The sequence below is a fragment of the Exiguobacterium sp. s181 genome, from assembly GCF_018617125.1.
Taxonomy (GTDB): domain Bacteria; phylum Bacillota; class Bacilli; order Exiguobacteriales; family Exiguobacteriaceae; genus Exiguobacterium; species Exiguobacterium profundum.
In genome coordinates this window covers 916,594-931,491 of record NZ_JACSJM010000001.1, presented here as the reverse complement: position 1 = coordinate 931,491, position 14,898 = coordinate 916,594, and the positions used below count along the sequence as shown (strand labels likewise).

The 14,898-nt window shown below is 47.9% G+C and carries 17 protein-coding genes; all 17 read right to left on the bottom strand.

The window, feature by feature from the left end; all coding sequences use genetic code 11:
- Positions 1 to 16: 16 nt before the first annotated feature.
- Positions 17 to 859 (bottom strand): pyruvate, water dikinase regulatory protein, encoded by an 843-nt coding sequence (locus KNO70_RS04785; RefSeq protein WP_078147151.1) that lies wholly within the window; start codon positions 857 to 859, stop codon positions 17 to 19.
- Positions 846 to 1,475, bottom strand: coding sequence for a transcriptional regulator CcpN (gene ccpN / locus KNO70_RS04780; protein WP_078147152.1), 630 nt, complete (start codon positions 1,473 to 1,475; stop codon positions 846 to 848). The genes KNO70_RS04785 and ccpN overlap by 14 nt, the downstream gene beginning before the upstream one ends.
- Before the next feature lie 21 nt (positions 1,476 to 1,496).
- Positions 1,497 to 3,551 carry a glycine--tRNA ligase subunit beta gene (gene glyS / locus KNO70_RS04775; protein ID WP_214684008.1) on the bottom strand — a complete coding sequence of 685 codons (2,055 nt, stop codon included), beginning with the start codon at positions 3,549 to 3,551 and terminating at the stop codon, positions 1,497 to 1,499.
- Positions 3,544 to 4,437, bottom strand: coding sequence for a glycine--tRNA ligase subunit alpha (gene glyQ, locus KNO70_RS04770; RefSeq protein ID WP_196431848.1), 894 nt, complete (start codon positions 4,435 to 4,437; stop codon positions 3,544 to 3,546). The genes glyS and glyQ overlap by 8 nt, the downstream gene beginning before the upstream one ends.
- A gap of 294 nt (positions 4,438 to 4,731) precedes the next feature.
- Entirely contained in the window at positions 4,732 to 5,481 is a 750-nt protein-coding gene (recO, locus tag KNO70_RS04765) for a DNA repair protein RecO (RefSeq protein WP_078147154.1), read from the bottom strand.
- 3 nt (positions 5,482 to 5,484) lie between these two features.
- Positions 5,485 to 6,393, bottom strand: coding sequence for a GTPase Era (era, locus tag KNO70_RS04760; RefSeq protein ID WP_012726647.1), 909 nt, complete (start codon positions 6,391 to 6,393; stop codon positions 5,485 to 5,487).
- Positions 6,394 to 6,423: 30 nt separating this feature from the next.
- On the bottom strand, positions 6,424 to 6,771 hold the full coding sequence (locus KNO70_RS04755) for a diacylglycerol kinase family protein (protein WP_078147155.1): 348 nt from the start codon (positions 6,769 to 6,771) through the stop codon (positions 6,424 to 6,426).
- Positions 6,768 to 7,244, bottom strand: a complete 477-nt coding sequence (ybeY, locus tag KNO70_RS04750) for an rRNA maturation RNase YbeY (RefSeq protein WP_078147156.1) — start codon at positions 7,242 to 7,244, stop codon at positions 6,768 to 6,770. Before ybeY ends, KNO70_RS04755 begins: the two co-directional genes overlap by 4 nt.
- Positions 7,222 to 9,309, bottom strand: a complete 2,088-nt coding sequence (locus KNO70_RS04745) for an HD family phosphohydrolase (RefSeq protein ID WP_078147157.1) — start codon at positions 9,307 to 9,309, stop codon at positions 7,222 to 7,224. Before KNO70_RS04745 ends, ybeY begins: the two co-directional genes overlap by 23 nt.
- Before the next feature lie 42 nt (positions 9,310 to 9,351).
- Positions 9,352 to 10,323 (bottom strand): PhoH family protein, encoded by a 972-nt coding sequence (locus tag KNO70_RS04740; protein WP_074036604.1) that lies wholly within the window; start codon positions 10,321 to 10,323, stop codon positions 9,352 to 9,354.
- Positions 10,324 to 10,443: 120 nt separating this feature from the next.
- Entirely contained in the window at positions 10,444 to 10,863 is a 420-nt protein-coding gene (locus KNO70_RS04735) for a hypothetical protein (RefSeq protein WP_078147158.1), read from the bottom strand.
- A gap of 5 nt (positions 10,864 to 10,868) precedes the next feature.
- Positions 10,869 to 11,855 carry a flotillin-like protein FloA gene (floA, locus tag KNO70_RS04730; RefSeq protein WP_012726653.1) on the bottom strand — a complete coding sequence of 329 codons (987 nt, stop codon included), beginning with the start codon at positions 11,853 to 11,855 and terminating at the stop codon, positions 10,869 to 10,871.
- Positions 11,852 to 12,364: an NfeD family protein gene (locus KNO70_RS04725; RefSeq protein ID WP_147536554.1), complete on the bottom strand. Its 513-nt coding sequence runs from the start codon at positions 12,362 to 12,364 to the stop codon at positions 11,852 to 11,854. The genes floA and KNO70_RS04725 overlap by 4 nt, the downstream gene beginning before the upstream one ends.
- A 134-nt stretch (positions 12,365 to 12,498) precedes the next feature.
- Complete coding sequence (locus tag KNO70_RS04720; protein WP_074036596.1) at positions 12,499 to 12,948, bottom strand: GatB/YqeY domain-containing protein; 450 nt, start codon at positions 12,946 to 12,948, stop codon at positions 12,499 to 12,501.
- Between the two features lie 33 nt (positions 12,949 to 12,981).
- Positions 12,982 to 13,176 (bottom strand): 30S ribosomal protein S21, encoded by a 195-nt coding sequence (rpsU, locus tag KNO70_RS04715; protein WP_029334745.1) that lies wholly within the window; start codon positions 13,174 to 13,176, stop codon positions 12,982 to 12,984.
- 74 nt (positions 13,177 to 13,250) lie between these two features.
- Positions 13,251 to 13,916 (bottom strand): deoxyribose-phosphate aldolase, encoded by a 666-nt coding sequence (gene deoC, locus KNO70_RS04710; RefSeq protein WP_012726656.1) that lies wholly within the window; start codon positions 13,914 to 13,916, stop codon positions 13,251 to 13,253.
- A gap of 79 nt (positions 13,917 to 13,995) precedes the next feature.
- On the bottom strand, positions 13,996 to 14,874 hold the full coding sequence (gene rarD, locus KNO70_RS04705) for an EamA family transporter RarD (protein ID WP_214686980.1): 879 nt from the start codon (positions 14,872 to 14,874) through the stop codon (positions 13,996 to 13,998).
- Between the last annotated feature and the right edge of the window lie 24 nt (positions 14,875 to 14,898).

The following is a 14,898-nucleotide window of genomic DNA, read 5'->3' as shown; positions in this document are numbered from 1 at the left end:
TGAAACACTTACTCATTCAATCATCTTTAGACTGTTCAAGATGACGCAAGATGATCCCTGCCGTTTCTTCAACTGCTTTGTTCGTCACATCGATGACATCGCAACCGATTCGTTCATAAATACCACGCGCATACTCGAGTTCACGATTGATTCGCTCTAGCTGCGCATAATCTGCTTCCGGCTTCAAACCTAGCGATTTGAGACGTTCCATTCGGATTGAAATCAGCTTTTCCGGGGAGATGATCAACCCGACACATCGTTCAGCAGGCAAATCAAACAATTCCTCAGGCGGTCTCGATTCTGGAACGAGTGGCACGTTCGCGACTTTATATCGTTTCAGTGCCAGATATTGAGATAGCGGCGTCTTTGACGTTCGAGAAACACCGACCAACACGATATCAGCTTTTTTCAGGCCACGTGGGTCCCGACCATCGTCATACTTGACGGCAAACTCCATCGCCTCGATTTTTCGGAAGTAATCATCATCCAATCGATAGATGAGCCCCGGCTTTTCACGTGGCGCTTCTTTCAATTGGCTAGATAATACATCGAGCAAATCTCCGAGCAAATCAACCGTTTTCACTTGATGCGCTTTACCAAGTCGCATGAGAAGGGCGCGATGTTCCTCATTAACGAGCGTGAACGCAATGATGGCCTGTTGTGCTTTTGCTTGCGTGACGACATCGATAATCGTCTGCTCATCTTCGACGAACGGAATGCGAAGGGTTTCGATCGCATTCTCGTGGAATTGGATACTCGCTGCGCGGACGACGAGTTCACACGTCTCTCCGACCGAGTCACTTACAACGAACACGAGTTGTTTCGTAGTCAATTCGATTTCCTCCTCAGATCGACTCATCGTTCGCTAACGCAATGAGCACCTTCGTCATATTGGTCTTCGTCATACGGCCCAGTACAATCAATTTCCCATCTTTTTCTTCTACGACGGGCATGGCATCGATTTGTTTCTCAATCAATTTCATCCCAGCTCGAATCAACGTTTCTGTTTTCTCACATACTGTAATGTTCGGCATGCGGGTCATGATGACGTTGACGGGTAACTGGTCTAAGTCTTGATTTCCGATGGCCGCACGAAGGAGGTCTTTACGAGATAAAACTCCGACTAACTCCCGGTCACGTCCGACAACGAACAATGAGCCGACATCTTCTAAGAACAACGTGACAATCGCATCATATACCGTCATCTCATCCCGTACGACTTTCGCAGAAGACATGAAGTCGCCTACGGTCAGCGAATCTAACTTTTCTCGTAGCATCGACGAATTCCGTTTGCCAACGAACGTGTAGCCGACACGAGGTCTAGCTTCAAGTATGCCTGTCATCGTCAAAATAGCGAGGTCAGGCCGCAGGGTCGCACGTGTCAATGAGAGCTCTTGTGCGATTTGTTCCCCTGTGATCGGCCCGTTCTCCTTCACGATCTCGGCGATTTTTTGTTGGCGTTCATTCAGTTGCATAGCCAACCCCCTCTAGTTTGTTTAGAGTACGAGCGCGTTGAAATCTGCGACACGCTTAATCGTCGTTGCAAGTCGGTTCATTTCATGGAGACGGTTTTTGCGGACCGCCTCATCATCACTCATAACCATTGTATGTTCGAAGTACATCATAATCGGTGATTCGAGTTGTTGTAGAAGGTCGAGCGCTTTCTTGTAATCTCCCATCTCGACAGCTTCGGCTGTTGCAGGAGCGGTCTGTTCAATCGCATCATGCAATGCAATCTCATGATCGTTCTCAAACAAGGAAGGATCGACATCTCCCGCTTCACCTTTTTTCGAAATGTTCACGACGCGCGACAATTGCTCAATCAACGCCTTCGCATCCGTCGATACAAATTCTTGAATCGCGTCTGCGCGAGCATCGAGTCGCACAACCGTCAATGAGGTCGTCAATACGGCGTCAATCACATCATAACGAACCTGCTGTTCTTGCAGGCGATATTTCAAGCGCAATTTGAAGAACTCATCTAGTTGTGCCTTAACTTGTTCTTTATCGGCTTCATAGAGTCCTGCTTCCAGTTGTAATTCGACAACTTTTGAAAGCAACGTGTCGATTGAGAGATCAATCTTCCAATCTCCAAGAATCTGAACGACACCTTGGGCCTGGCGACGAAGCGCGAACGGGTCTTGTGAACCGCTCGGAATCATCCCGATGCCAAAGAATGCTGCAATCGAGTCTAATTTGTCGGCAAGGGCAAGAACGGCACCCGTTGCCGTCTCTGGAGAAGCGTCCCCAGCAAAGCGTGGCATGTAATGCTCACGGATTGCCGCTGCCACTTCCTTGTCTTCACCTTGTTGGAGTGCATATTTCTCACCCATGATTCCTTGAAGTTCTGTGAACTCGTATACCATCTGGCTCACGAGATCAAATTTATGAATGGCACCAGCACGGCTTACTTTTTCAAGGTCTGCCTCGAACAACGGTGCAAGTTCCTGAGCGATTTTCGTCACACGACGCGCTTTCGCACCAGTCGTTCCCAATTTTTCATGGAAGACGATGCGATCGAGACGTCCGAGCTGATCATCGATTTTCGTCTTTTTGTCTTCTTCATAGAAGAACACGGCATCCGCAAGACGGGCCCGAATGACTTTCTCGTTACCGCGCGCTACATTTTCAAGGTGCTCGGCATTCCCGTTTCGTACCGTCACAAAATAGTTTTTCAACGTTCCGTCGAGATAGACCGGGAAATAACGTTGATGCTCTTTCATCGTTGTGATCAATACTTCTTCAGGCAAGTCGAGGTACGCTTCATCAAATTCCCCGAAGAGAGCGGTCGGCCATTCGACTAAGTTTGTCACTTCCTCAAGCAAGTCGGCATCAAGTGGGATCGTCCATCCTTGTTTCGTGGCAAGCTCTTGAATTTGACGTTCGATTTCAGCTTTACGCATCTCGTAGTTCGCCATGACAAAAGCAGACTCTAATGTCTGGACATATTCGGCAGGTGATGAGATGACCACGTCCCCTTTACTGAGGAAACGATGCCCACGCGTTACGTTATTCGTGTTCACACCTTCGATTGTGAAGTCGATGATGTCTTGACCAAAGAGGGCGATCAACCAACGAATCGGGCGCATATACCGTAGGCTGCTCGTTCCCCATTTCATGTTTTTCGGGAACGTCAAGCTACGGACTACATCTTCAAGACCGTTCAATAGCGAGAGAGTCTCTTGTCCCTTTTCATGGCGTTCCGCGAAGACGTACTCGACTCCTTTTTCTTCTGCGAAATAGAGATCTTCTACTGTCAATCCGCGGCCACGCGCAAAACCTTGTGCCGCTTTCGACCAGTTACCTTCCGCATCTTGTGCAATCTTTTTGGCAGGTCCACGAAGGGTTTCTGTCAAATCTTGTTGCGTTTCAGCCACATCCCGAACGATGACAGCCAAACGACGTGGTGTCGAGTACACTTCGATTGAGCCAAAATCAACACGCGCCTCTTTTAAGAACGCATCAACACGTTCCGCCAACTGTTTCTCTGAACGCAAGACATATTGAGCTGGCAGTTCCTCTAATCCAATCTCTAACAGAAGGTCACGCATTCAAGTCACCTGCTTTCTCTTGTTTCAAAAGTGGGAATCCAAGGCGTTCCCGTTCTTCAATAAATTTAGCGGCACACGCACGCGACATGTTCCGGACACGCTGGATGAAGCCGGTACGTTCCGTCACAGAAATGGCGCCTTTCGCGTCCAACAAGTTGAACGTATGCGAACATTTTAGAATGTAATCGTATGCAGGGAAGACAAGGTTTTCTTCAAGCGCACGCTTCGCTTCTTTCTCATACGTATCAAATAACGTGAACAACATGTCGACGTCAGACAGTTCGAACGTATATTTCGAATGTTCAAATTCTGGTTGATAGAAGATGTCACCATATTTGAATCCGTCCGTCCAAACAAGGTCGAATACACTTTCTACTTCTTGAATGTATGAAGCGAGACGTTCAAGTCCGTATGTGATTTCCACGGCAATCGGGTCACACTCGATTCCACCGACTTGTTGGAAGTACGTGAACTGCGTGATTTCCATTCCGTTCAACCAAACTTCCCAACCGAGACCTGCTGCTCCGAATGTCGGGTTTTCCCAGTTATCTTCGACGAAACGGATGTCATGCTCAAGCGGATTGATGCCAATCAGTTCAAGACTTTCCAAGTACAACTCTTGAATGTTGTTTGGTGACGGCTTCATGATCACCTGAAACTGATGGTGCTGGTAAAGACGGTTCGGGTTTTCTCCGTAACGACCGTCAGCTGGACGGCGTGACGGTTCGGTATAACAGACGTTCCACGGTTCTGGCCCAAGGCTTCTGAGGAATGTCATCGGGTTCATCGTCCCGGCCCCTTTTTCCACATCGTACGCCTGCATCGTCAAACAACCTTTTGACGCCCAAAAGTTTTGTAGCGTGAGAATGATTTCTTGCACTGTCATGTGCTTCATTAATGACACCTCCAATAGTATTGAAACGACAAAAAACGCCCCTATGTGCCTAGCACATAGGGACGGGATTGATTCCCGCGGTTCCACCCTACTTGCCCCAATAATGGGACCACTCTTAAAAGATGTGGGCGCTCTGGAATCGCCATTCGCTCTTCTCATGATACCCGGCTCACACCGCCCCGGACTCGCTTCATTCATGACAGGAAGAGTTACTTTTTTCCTTCATCGCGCACGCTATTTCATTTGTCTAATCGTACATCATCGTATCGAATTCACTATAAAAAGTCAATCCTCATTCAGATGAAGTCGAATCATTTGATCGAGCACCCGCTTCGTCTTCAATCGTAGTCCACTATACGATTCCATATAAGCATCAAAGAGCTGGCGCAAAAGGACTCTGGACTCATCCGATAGCGGAACGTTCCGAAACTCTGACAATTCGTGCTTACTCATCAAATAAAGTAGTTTCGCCAATCGTTCGGACAGCCGAATCACTCCTTCTTCTGGATGTCGCGCACATAAAAAGCCACCGGACGCGACAGAGAAGTACATGGGATCCGTCACATCTCCACAGCGCACACATCCCGTCAAGACTGGGGCGACACCTAATAGATGCAAAATACGTAATTCAACATAGTGCGTGATGACATCTGCGTCCATGCCCGCATTCAGTGCCTGCAAGGCATCCCGTAATATTCGAAACAATGGACGATTTTGGACACGATCCTCGACAGACCGATCAACAAGTTCTAACCAATACATCGCATATGCCATCCGTTCGACATCTTTTCGGATTTCAGGATAAGACGTCATGACGTCAGATGATTTTAACTGAGCGAGTCCTCGGCTAGACGGAAAGATATAGACACCTTCCACAAACGGCTGACTCGAGGCGTGAAACCGGCTACCCGGTTTCTTTGCACCCCGTGCCATGATCGCGACTTTGCCAAGTTCCTCTGTAAACAATGTCACGACTTTATTCGATTCCCCATAATTAACGGTACGAACGACGATTCCCGTGACTTTTTGTAACATGGCTCAATACTCGTCGTCGCGGAAACCGAGGTCACGAAGCTGACCCATCTTGTTACGCCAGTCTTTCTGCACTTTTACCCATAGGTTCAAATAAACTTTAGTCCCGAGAAGCGCTTCGATATCATGGCGCGCGTCTGTTCCGATTTCACGGAGCATGGCGCCTTTTTTTCCGATGATGATTCCTTTTTGCGAATCACGCTCCACCATGATCACCGCTTCGACATCGATCATCTCAGAGTTCTCGCGTTTCTTGATCGATTCAATGGCGACAGCAATCGAGTGAGGAACTTCATCGCGTGTCTTATGCAACACTTTTTCACGAATCATCTCCGAAATGATGAATCGCTCCGGGTGGTCCGTCACTTGATCGGCCGGATAATACATCGGTCCTTCAGGCAACAATTTCTTGATCTCACCTAAGAGCGGTTCGACGTTGTTGCCTTGTAGCGCCGAAATCGGGACGTACGCCGCGAAATCCAATTCGTTCGTATATTGTTCAATCACTTTCGGAAGTTCATCCGGGTGGATTAAATCGATCTTGTTCATGACGAGAATAATCGGTGTGTCGAGCCCTTTGAGTTTCTCAATAATGAAGTCATCACCGGCTCCACGAGGTTCCGTCACATTCACCATGAAGAGAATCGCATCGACTTCGCGTAGTGCGTTCGTCGCCACTTTCATCATGAAGTCGCCAAGGCGGTGTTTCGGTTTGTGAATCCCTGGTGTATCGATGAAGATGATTTGGGAATCATCGGTTGTGTACACACCTTGCACCTTATTTCGTGTCGTTTGTGGTTTATCCGACATGATGGCAATCTTTTGTCCGATCACACGGTTTAAGAATGTCGATTTCCCGACGTTCGGTCGTCCGATAATCGAGACGAATCCGGATTTAAAATCTTCTTGATACATAATGCACCTGCTTTCTCTATTTCAGAACTATTAGTATAGCATGTTCCATAGCCGTGGACCGAATATTATGAGCGCCGTTACGGCAGCACCAAGTGAAGTAACTAAAACGGCTCCTGCGGCAACATCTTTCGCTTGCTTCGCGAGTGGATGGACGTCTTCTGTCACGAGATTAACCGTTCGTTCGATTGCCGTATTCATCATTTCCATGCTAATAACGGCAATCACCCAACCGAACAAGATGACGATCTCGAGTCTTGTCGGTTGTAACCAGATGGTAAAGACGAATACGAGAAAAGCCGACAGGAGATGGAGTCGCATGTTCCGTTCCGAACGAACGGCATGGAGGATTCCCTCACATGCCACACGGAACGGTCTCACACGTTGCCTCGCTTCAACTCAAAATGAGTGAGCACTTCTTCTTGCCTTGCCGTCATCTCCGCTTCTTCCTCAGATGTCATATGATCATACCCAAGCAGATGGAGAAACCCATGAATTGCTAAAAAGCCGAGCTCCCGCTCAAACGAATGACCATAGTCAGCTGCCTGTTCTCGGCAACGTTCTACCGAGATGACGAGGTCACCGAGAAGATGTGGCTCATCTTCATCGAGCATGAAATCCATCTCGTCATCCCCCATCTCATCAAATGCGAAACTGATGACATCGGTCGGGGCATCTTTGCCTCGCCATTCTCGGTTCACCTCATGGATTTCCGCATTTGTTAAATACGTGACCGACAATTCGCTCGGCTCTTCCACCTCTTCTAGTTGGGCGGCATGTTGTAAAATCGACTCGACGAGCTCGATTTGAGATGTAGTTAACAATTCATGTTCATCGTTCGAGATGATTTGCATGTAATTCTCCCTCTTTCTTTAATTCTGGGTATTCGATTCGTTCGTGGAACAAGCCGGTCAGCGTCTCACACGCGCTCTCTCCGACGCGCCAAATTTCTTTCGTCGTCAATTCACATTCTTCGAACTGCCCATCCGCCAACTTGTCACGAATAATGGTTCGAACGAGCATTCGGATTTTTTCTGGCGTCGGTTGTTTCTGCGAACGGACAGCCGCTTCGATTGAATCGACGATCATGACAACGGCAGCCTCGCGCGATTGTGGCTTTGGACCTGGGTAGCGGAAACGAGACTCTAACACCTCTTTATCAGGATCTTCCTTCGCTTTAACGTAGAAATATTTCAATAAAGACGTTCCGTGATGCTGCTCTGCTATATCGATGATTTCTTTCGGTAATTTATAACGTCGCAACAGATCCGCTCCGTCATAAGGATGAGCCATAATAATGTCTGCCGATTCTTCAGGCGTCAAGCGATCATGAGGATTCCCTCCACCTTGTTGATTTTCAATGAAATGAAGGGGACGCTCCGTCTTCCCAAGATCGTGATAATAGCTTGCGACACGTGCGAGAAGACCATCTGCACCAATCGCCTCACATGCGGACTCTGCCAAGTTCGCCACCATCATACTATGATGATACGTACCAGGTGCCTCCATTAAAAGTTTCCGCAGCAGCGGATGCGTCGGACTCATCAATTCCACAAGTCGACCAGAAGACAAGACGCCAAACCACGGTTCCAAAAATGGCAGGAAGCCAAACGTCAAGACAATGGAGAGCAAGGCGCTAATGACGGCAAATCCAGAAAGATACATCGCCATTTCCCAGGAAACTTGCACGTTCCGAAGTAAGAGTAACGCGATGACCATGATGATGTTGACGAAACCGAGCAACACCCCTGATAAGAATAGTCGCTTCCGCTGAATTTTCGGTTCAACTAAAAAGACAGCTAGAAAACTACCCGTCGCCACATACACGAGCGTCATGAAATTCGTGCTCTGTCCGAACGTGACAACGACACTCCCGGCAATCATCGTAATGAAGGCCGAGGCGAGCGCAACTCGTTCATCGATCAAGATGCGTAGAAGCAATACGACGAACGCTGTCGGCGCTAAAATATAGGCATATGTCGTAAAATCGACACCGATATATCCGACACCAAAAAAGACGCCGAGTTGTAAAAGTAGCAAGCCATAGACCGTCACTAAGATTTTCGGACTCAGTAACAGGTCTTTGATTTTCGAGCGGATGAGCATGAATAGAAACCCACCGGTCAACAATGCGCTGAGCAAGAATGACCCGAATAATGGTGCAAGGGAACGATTCGGATCGATGGCTCCAGATAGCTCTAATTTCCGATATATCTCTCGAGTCACCACCTCACCTTGACTGACGAGTAACTGTCCTTCTTGAATGATGACAGGATCGACAGCATCGACGGCCTCTTGTTCTTTTTGACGGGTCGCCTCAGAGTCAAATACATAGTTCGGTACGATGAGTTCATCGCTTAACGTTTTCGAAATGGCGCGGAACTCAAACGAGAGCGGCGATTGATCGATAATCGCTGCTGCTCGGTCTCGAGCCGCAGCGACCGCTTCATTACTCGTCTCAATCCGGTCGTCCATCACTTGTTGTAACGCAGTGACTGTGACATCTTCTACCGTTTGTCGAGTGTCCTCACTCGCTTCAAGAAGCGAATTCAACTCTTCATCAGCTAATACCCCGTTCGCCTCTGTAGAATTTAGACGGTTTTTAATGTCCGCCAGTTCAGTCTCCTCATCCGTCTGATCGAATGCTGCGAACAACTGCTCGACTTTAGCGATTTGTTGGTCTGCAAATTCTTTTCTCAAGGAGAATTGACTGCCGACACCATTTGTCACTTCTTGTTTCAATCGTTCGGTCGCAACACGGTCCTCAACCGTGATCGGAGACCGAATATCCTGTTCGGCAATCCCAAGCGGTTCCACACTGATGATGGATGGGCGCACGGTAAAGTATAGAATGGCGCCTAATAAGAGAAAGAAAATCAACGAGATGGTCGCGACTGTCCAGTTTTTAGCTTGCTGCATTCGTGCCCCCCCTTTCACGATCTGGTGACCTCACCCGTACATTTAAGTGAGGTCCGTACTATAGGCGTTGATGATTTTCTTAACGAGCGGATGACGGACGACGTCAGACGCACTGAAGTGTTCAAAATGAATACCATCCACACCTTCTAACAGGCGTAACGCTTCCTGTAACCCCGATGCCTTGCCTTTCGGTAAATCGACTTGGGTCAAATCCCCTGTGACCACCATTTTCGATCCAAAACCGAGTCGCGTCAAAAACATCTTCATCTGTTCTTTTGTTGTATTCTGGGCCTCATCCAAGATGACGAACGCATCTTCTAACGTGCGTCCACGCATATAAGCGAGCGGAGCCACTTCAATCGTGCCCCGTTCTAACAAACGGTTCGTCTGTTCCACGCCATACACATCAAATAGGGCGTCGTATAATGGGCGGAGATACGGGTCCACTTTCTCTTTTAAATCTCCCGGTAAAAATCCAAGGTTCTCTCCCGCTTCAACGGCAGGACGCGTCAAGATGATCCGTTTGACTTGCCCTTCTTTTAAGGCACGCGCCGCAAGTACGACAGCTAGGTACGTCTTTCCTGTTCCGGCTGGTCCGATACCAAAGACGAGATCACGTCGTTCAATCGCACGAACATACCGGCTTTGACCTACTGTCTTGGCACGAATCGGTTTCCCCTTATTCGTCGTAAAAACAACTCGTTCATAATGTTCGAGCAGTTCATCTCCCTTTCCGACTTGAATGTGCTGGATGACGCTAATGGCATCACTTTCATTTAGACGTGCACCTTTTTTCACTAACGTCTGCAAGGTGATGATCACTTGTTTCGTTAATTCAAGAGCCTCAAGTGTATCGGCTTGAATAATCAACTCCTCACCCCTTGGGATGAGTGCCACTTTCAATTCTGTTTCAATCGCCTGGAATACTTCATCTTTCGGTCCGAGTAAAGCTTGTGCTTCGTTCGCATGTTCCATGACGAATGGTATTTTATCAGTCATAATCAATGGATGCATTGCCCCCTCATTAAAATCGGTTATTCCTCTTTTACTTTAGCACTATCACGCCTATCGTGAAAGAAAGACCGCGTAATTTCCACGCGCAAAAGGCAGTAACATGACGTCACTGCCTTCCGTTCACTTCTTCCGTTTCGAGATAGGAGGTTGTAATACCTCACTCCAAATGACAGCTTCCCGCATTCGCTTTTGTGAAACGTTCAGTTGTCTCGGTTTCTTTTCCTTTTGAATCGGTGGAATTTTAACCGCTTGTTCGAATTGCGCGCTCACTTTCGGCATCTCGACTTGACGTTCACGTGGAGTCGGTCGTTCTTCTACCGTTCGAGCGACTCGACGCCTCACCTTTTGTGGTGCTGGTTTTTCGTCCGAGTCATCGAATGCCGTTTCAATCTCTTTCATGACGTCCCCTACCGAATCCAAATAGCGTTTCAGTTCACTGCTTTGAGGACGGTCTCCAGAGGACGATGATTTTTCGAGCCGTTTCATCACTGCCGAGGCAATTCCGAAGGCGGCTAACAAGAGTACCCATAGTCCATCCATATCAATCACTCATTATCTGATTCAGAATCGACAGGTGCCCCAATCGCTTTTCGCATTTCTGTATCCGCTTGAACGTTCAAGTAGTTCACGTAATCCATGACACCAAGCTTTCCGTTTCGTAACGCTTCTGCCATCGCGAGTGGGACTTCCGCTTCGGCACCGACAACTTTCGCACGCATTTCTTCTACTGAAGATTTCATTTCTTGTTCGCGCGCAATCGCCATCGCGCGACGTTCTTCCGCCTTCGCTTGAGCGATTTTCTTATCTGCTTCTGCTTGGTCCGTCTGCAAGACCGCGCCGATGTTCTTACCGATATCGATGTCGGCAATATCGATCGAAAGAATCTCAAACGCTGTTCCTGAATCTAACCCTTTTGTGAGGACAGTCCGTGAAATCATATCCGGATTCTCTAGTACGTGCTTGTGGTTGTTTTGTGAACCGATTGTCGACACGACCCCTTCACCGACACGGGCGATAATCGTCTCTTCTCCCGCACCACCGACGAGACGATCGATATTCGCACGTACGGTAATGCGTGCTTTTGCCTTCACTTCAATCCCGTCCATCGCGACACCCGCAATAAACGGCGTCTCAATGACTTTCGGGTTAACGGACATCTGTACAGCCTCGAGCACGTTTCGTCCTGCCAAATCGATGGCAGCAGCACGTTCGAACGACAATTCAATGTTCGCACGGTGCGCCGCAATCAATGCGTTCACAACGCGGTCTACGTTACCACCAGCCAAGAAGTGACTCTCAAGCTGGTTCGTGTTTAATTCAATTCCTGCTTTAACCGCTTTAATCAACGGGTTCACGATTTTCGAAGGAATAACGCGACGAAGGCGCATCCCAATCAACGTGAAGATTGAGACGTGAACGCCCGCTGCAAACGAACTGATCCATAGTCCGACTGGTACGAACGTGAAGAATACGGCAAGTGCAATCAATCCTCCACCTGTAATGAGTAACGTTGTCAGTAATTCTGGTGTCATTCTGTTACATCCTCCTTCGGTTCTACAAAGCTTCGAACGACAATCCGTCCAGAATCCACTTTATAAACCTGAATTTTTGTCTGCTGATCGAGATAGCCACCTTCCGTCACGACATCAAGTCGTTCTCCGTCGATTTCGGCAGTACCGGCTGGGCGAAGTGGTGTCAAGGTGACTCCCACTTTGCCGAGAAGCTGTTTTCGATCGGCGTGGGACAAGTAGCCTTTTTCAGTCGATGTCGAATCCGTCAAAATCAACCCTTTATAAATGAGCGGACGATTCGTACTCAAGCGACGGTATGCCCAAAAGCCGAGACCTGTTAGCACCGCTGCCGCGAGACCAATCGATAGCCACAGTTGACCGATTGTCGCACCAGCCATAATCAAACTCGCAACGACGGCTCCGATCCCAAGCAAACCGAACAATCCAAACCCTGCTACGAACACTTCAATTCCAAGAAGGACGACTCCGACGAAAAAGACTGTCAGAATCACTCCGAGACCAAATGTCATCGTCTTGCTACCCCCTTCCAAATTCAAAGCTATCTCCTATCTCTAGTGTATACGAAACAAGATTGAATGTGGTTTCAGAATACGCAAAAAAAAGCAGAAACTTTCGGTTTCCCGAAAAGTAACTGCTTTTTTCATCAATTCGTCAATTGTTGTTTGACGATTCGGTTCACAAGACCACCGTCTGCCTTGCCTTTGACTTGCGGCATGACGACGCCCATCACCTTACCCATATCTGATGGAGCGGCTGCATTCGTTTGAGCAATTGCTGCTTGGACGATGGCGGTCACTTCATCTTCTGAAAGTTGTTCAGGCATATAGGCTTCTAGGACGACAATCTCTTCTGCTACTTTGGAAGCAAGGTCTTCACGACCAGCGCTTTCGAATTCTCGGAGGGAGTCTCTGCGCTGTTTCATCTCTCGGTTGAGCACCGTGAGTTCCTCTTCCTCGGTAAGATCTTGACGACCTAGTTTGATAGCCTCATTTTGGAGCGACGCTTTGACCATCCGGATTGTCGTAAGACGATCCTTTTGTTTCGCGCGCATGGCTTGCTTCATGTCGTCCGTCAAGCGTTCTTGAAGACTCATGAGCCAACACCCTCTCTACAAATGAAACTGGAATCAGAATTTCTTACGCTTACGCGCAGCTTCTGATTTCAATTTACGTTTTACGCTTGGCTTTTCGTAGTGACGACGTTTACGAACTTCGGCAAGTGTGCCATCTTTCGAAACACCGCGTTTGAAACGACGAAGAGCGTCTTCAAGCGATTCGTTTTTACGGACACGAGTTTCCACTAGTTTTCCCTCCCTCCGAATTACACGACTAAGGAAACGTGTTTCACACGTCATATCATATTATAGTGAAATTAAGTCGTGTGGTCAACCACTTATTAATAGTCGCTGTCTGAACGTCCACCAGTGACAATCGCGATACCTGCTGAAGCACCGATACGTGTCGCACCAGCATCGATCATCGCTTTCGCACCTTCGAAGTCACGGACGCCACCTGAAGCTTTTACGCCGATGTCAGGTCCGACCGTCTCACGCATGAGGCGAATGTCTTCAACTGTCGCGCCACCAGTCGAGAAACCAGTCGATGTTTTGACGAAGTCTGCTCCAGCTTTCACTGAAAGTTCGGCAGCTTTTTTGATTTCTTCTTTTGTAAGCATGCATGTTTCGAAGATGACTTTGACGAGTGTACCGTTTGCCGCTTCGACAACCGCACGGATGTCACGTTCTACGAGATCGTAGTCAGCATCTTTGAGTGCTGCGATGTTGATGACCATGTCTACTTCATCTGCGCCATTGGCAATCGCATCTTTTGTTTCAAATGCTTTTACCTCAGGCGTGTTTGCACCAAGTGGGAAACCGATGACTGTACATACTTTGACATCATCATCTGACTTGAGTTGTTCTGCTGCATATTTGACCCATGTCGGGTTGACACAAACGCTTGCGAATTTGTATTCGAGCGCTTCTGCACAAAGTGTTGTAATTTGATCTTTTGTTGTTTCAGCCTTTAAAGCTGTGTGGTCGATATAACGGGCTAATTCCATGATTCATTTCCTCCTCTGACAAATAAGTCTGACATCTAACATATTACCATGTTTTTTCGAGATGTAACAGCTTTCAAACCTAAATCAACTGACGACGTTTACGAGCGACGACCCAACTGTTCCAACTAAAGAAGAAAATAGCGAGCCAAATGCAGGTGAAGGCAAAGACATGATATGCCGTGAACGGTTCATGGTACATGACGACCCCGATGATCAAGCTAAGTGTCGGTGCGATGAATTGAAGAAACCCGACAAGCGTGAACGGGATATGTTGTGCCCCGTAACCGAATAGGAGAAGAGGTAACGCCGTGACCACACCCGTTCCAAGAAGGGCGATCCAAATGACAGGCGACATGTTATACGCAATATTGTCGGTGACAACTTGATTTCCGAGGAAGAGCAATGCCACCGGGACCACTGCTAGCGTTTCGATTCCTAGGCTGACCGTTGAAGCAAGAGGACGGCGCTTCTTCACCATCCCATAAAATCCAAAGGTACTCGCCAAGACGAATGAAATCCAGGGGAACGTACCATACCCTAACGTCAAGACGAGGACGCCGATTGACGCGATCCCAACGGCCATCCATTGGACTCGATTTAATAATTCCCGAAAGACAAGCACCCCTAACACCATACTGACGAGAGGATTGATGTAGTACCCGAGAGAAGCTTCAATGATATATCCGTGATTGACAGCCCATATGTATACAAACCAGTTGGCACTGACGATGAATCCGTTCAACATGAATGCGTTTCGTGTAGCACGGTGTCGCAGGGCGTAACCGAACTCTTTCCACTGATTTGTCCATCGCAGAACGAGCAGAATAAATAAAAATGACCAAACGATTCGATGTGCTAAAATTTGACCGCTCGGTACTTCTTGCAAAAATTTCCAATAAATCGGAAGGACGCCCCACATGACGTAGGCTCCGACTGTCGTCCATACTCCCTTATTCACACGTTCACCCGCTCTCTTACAAGT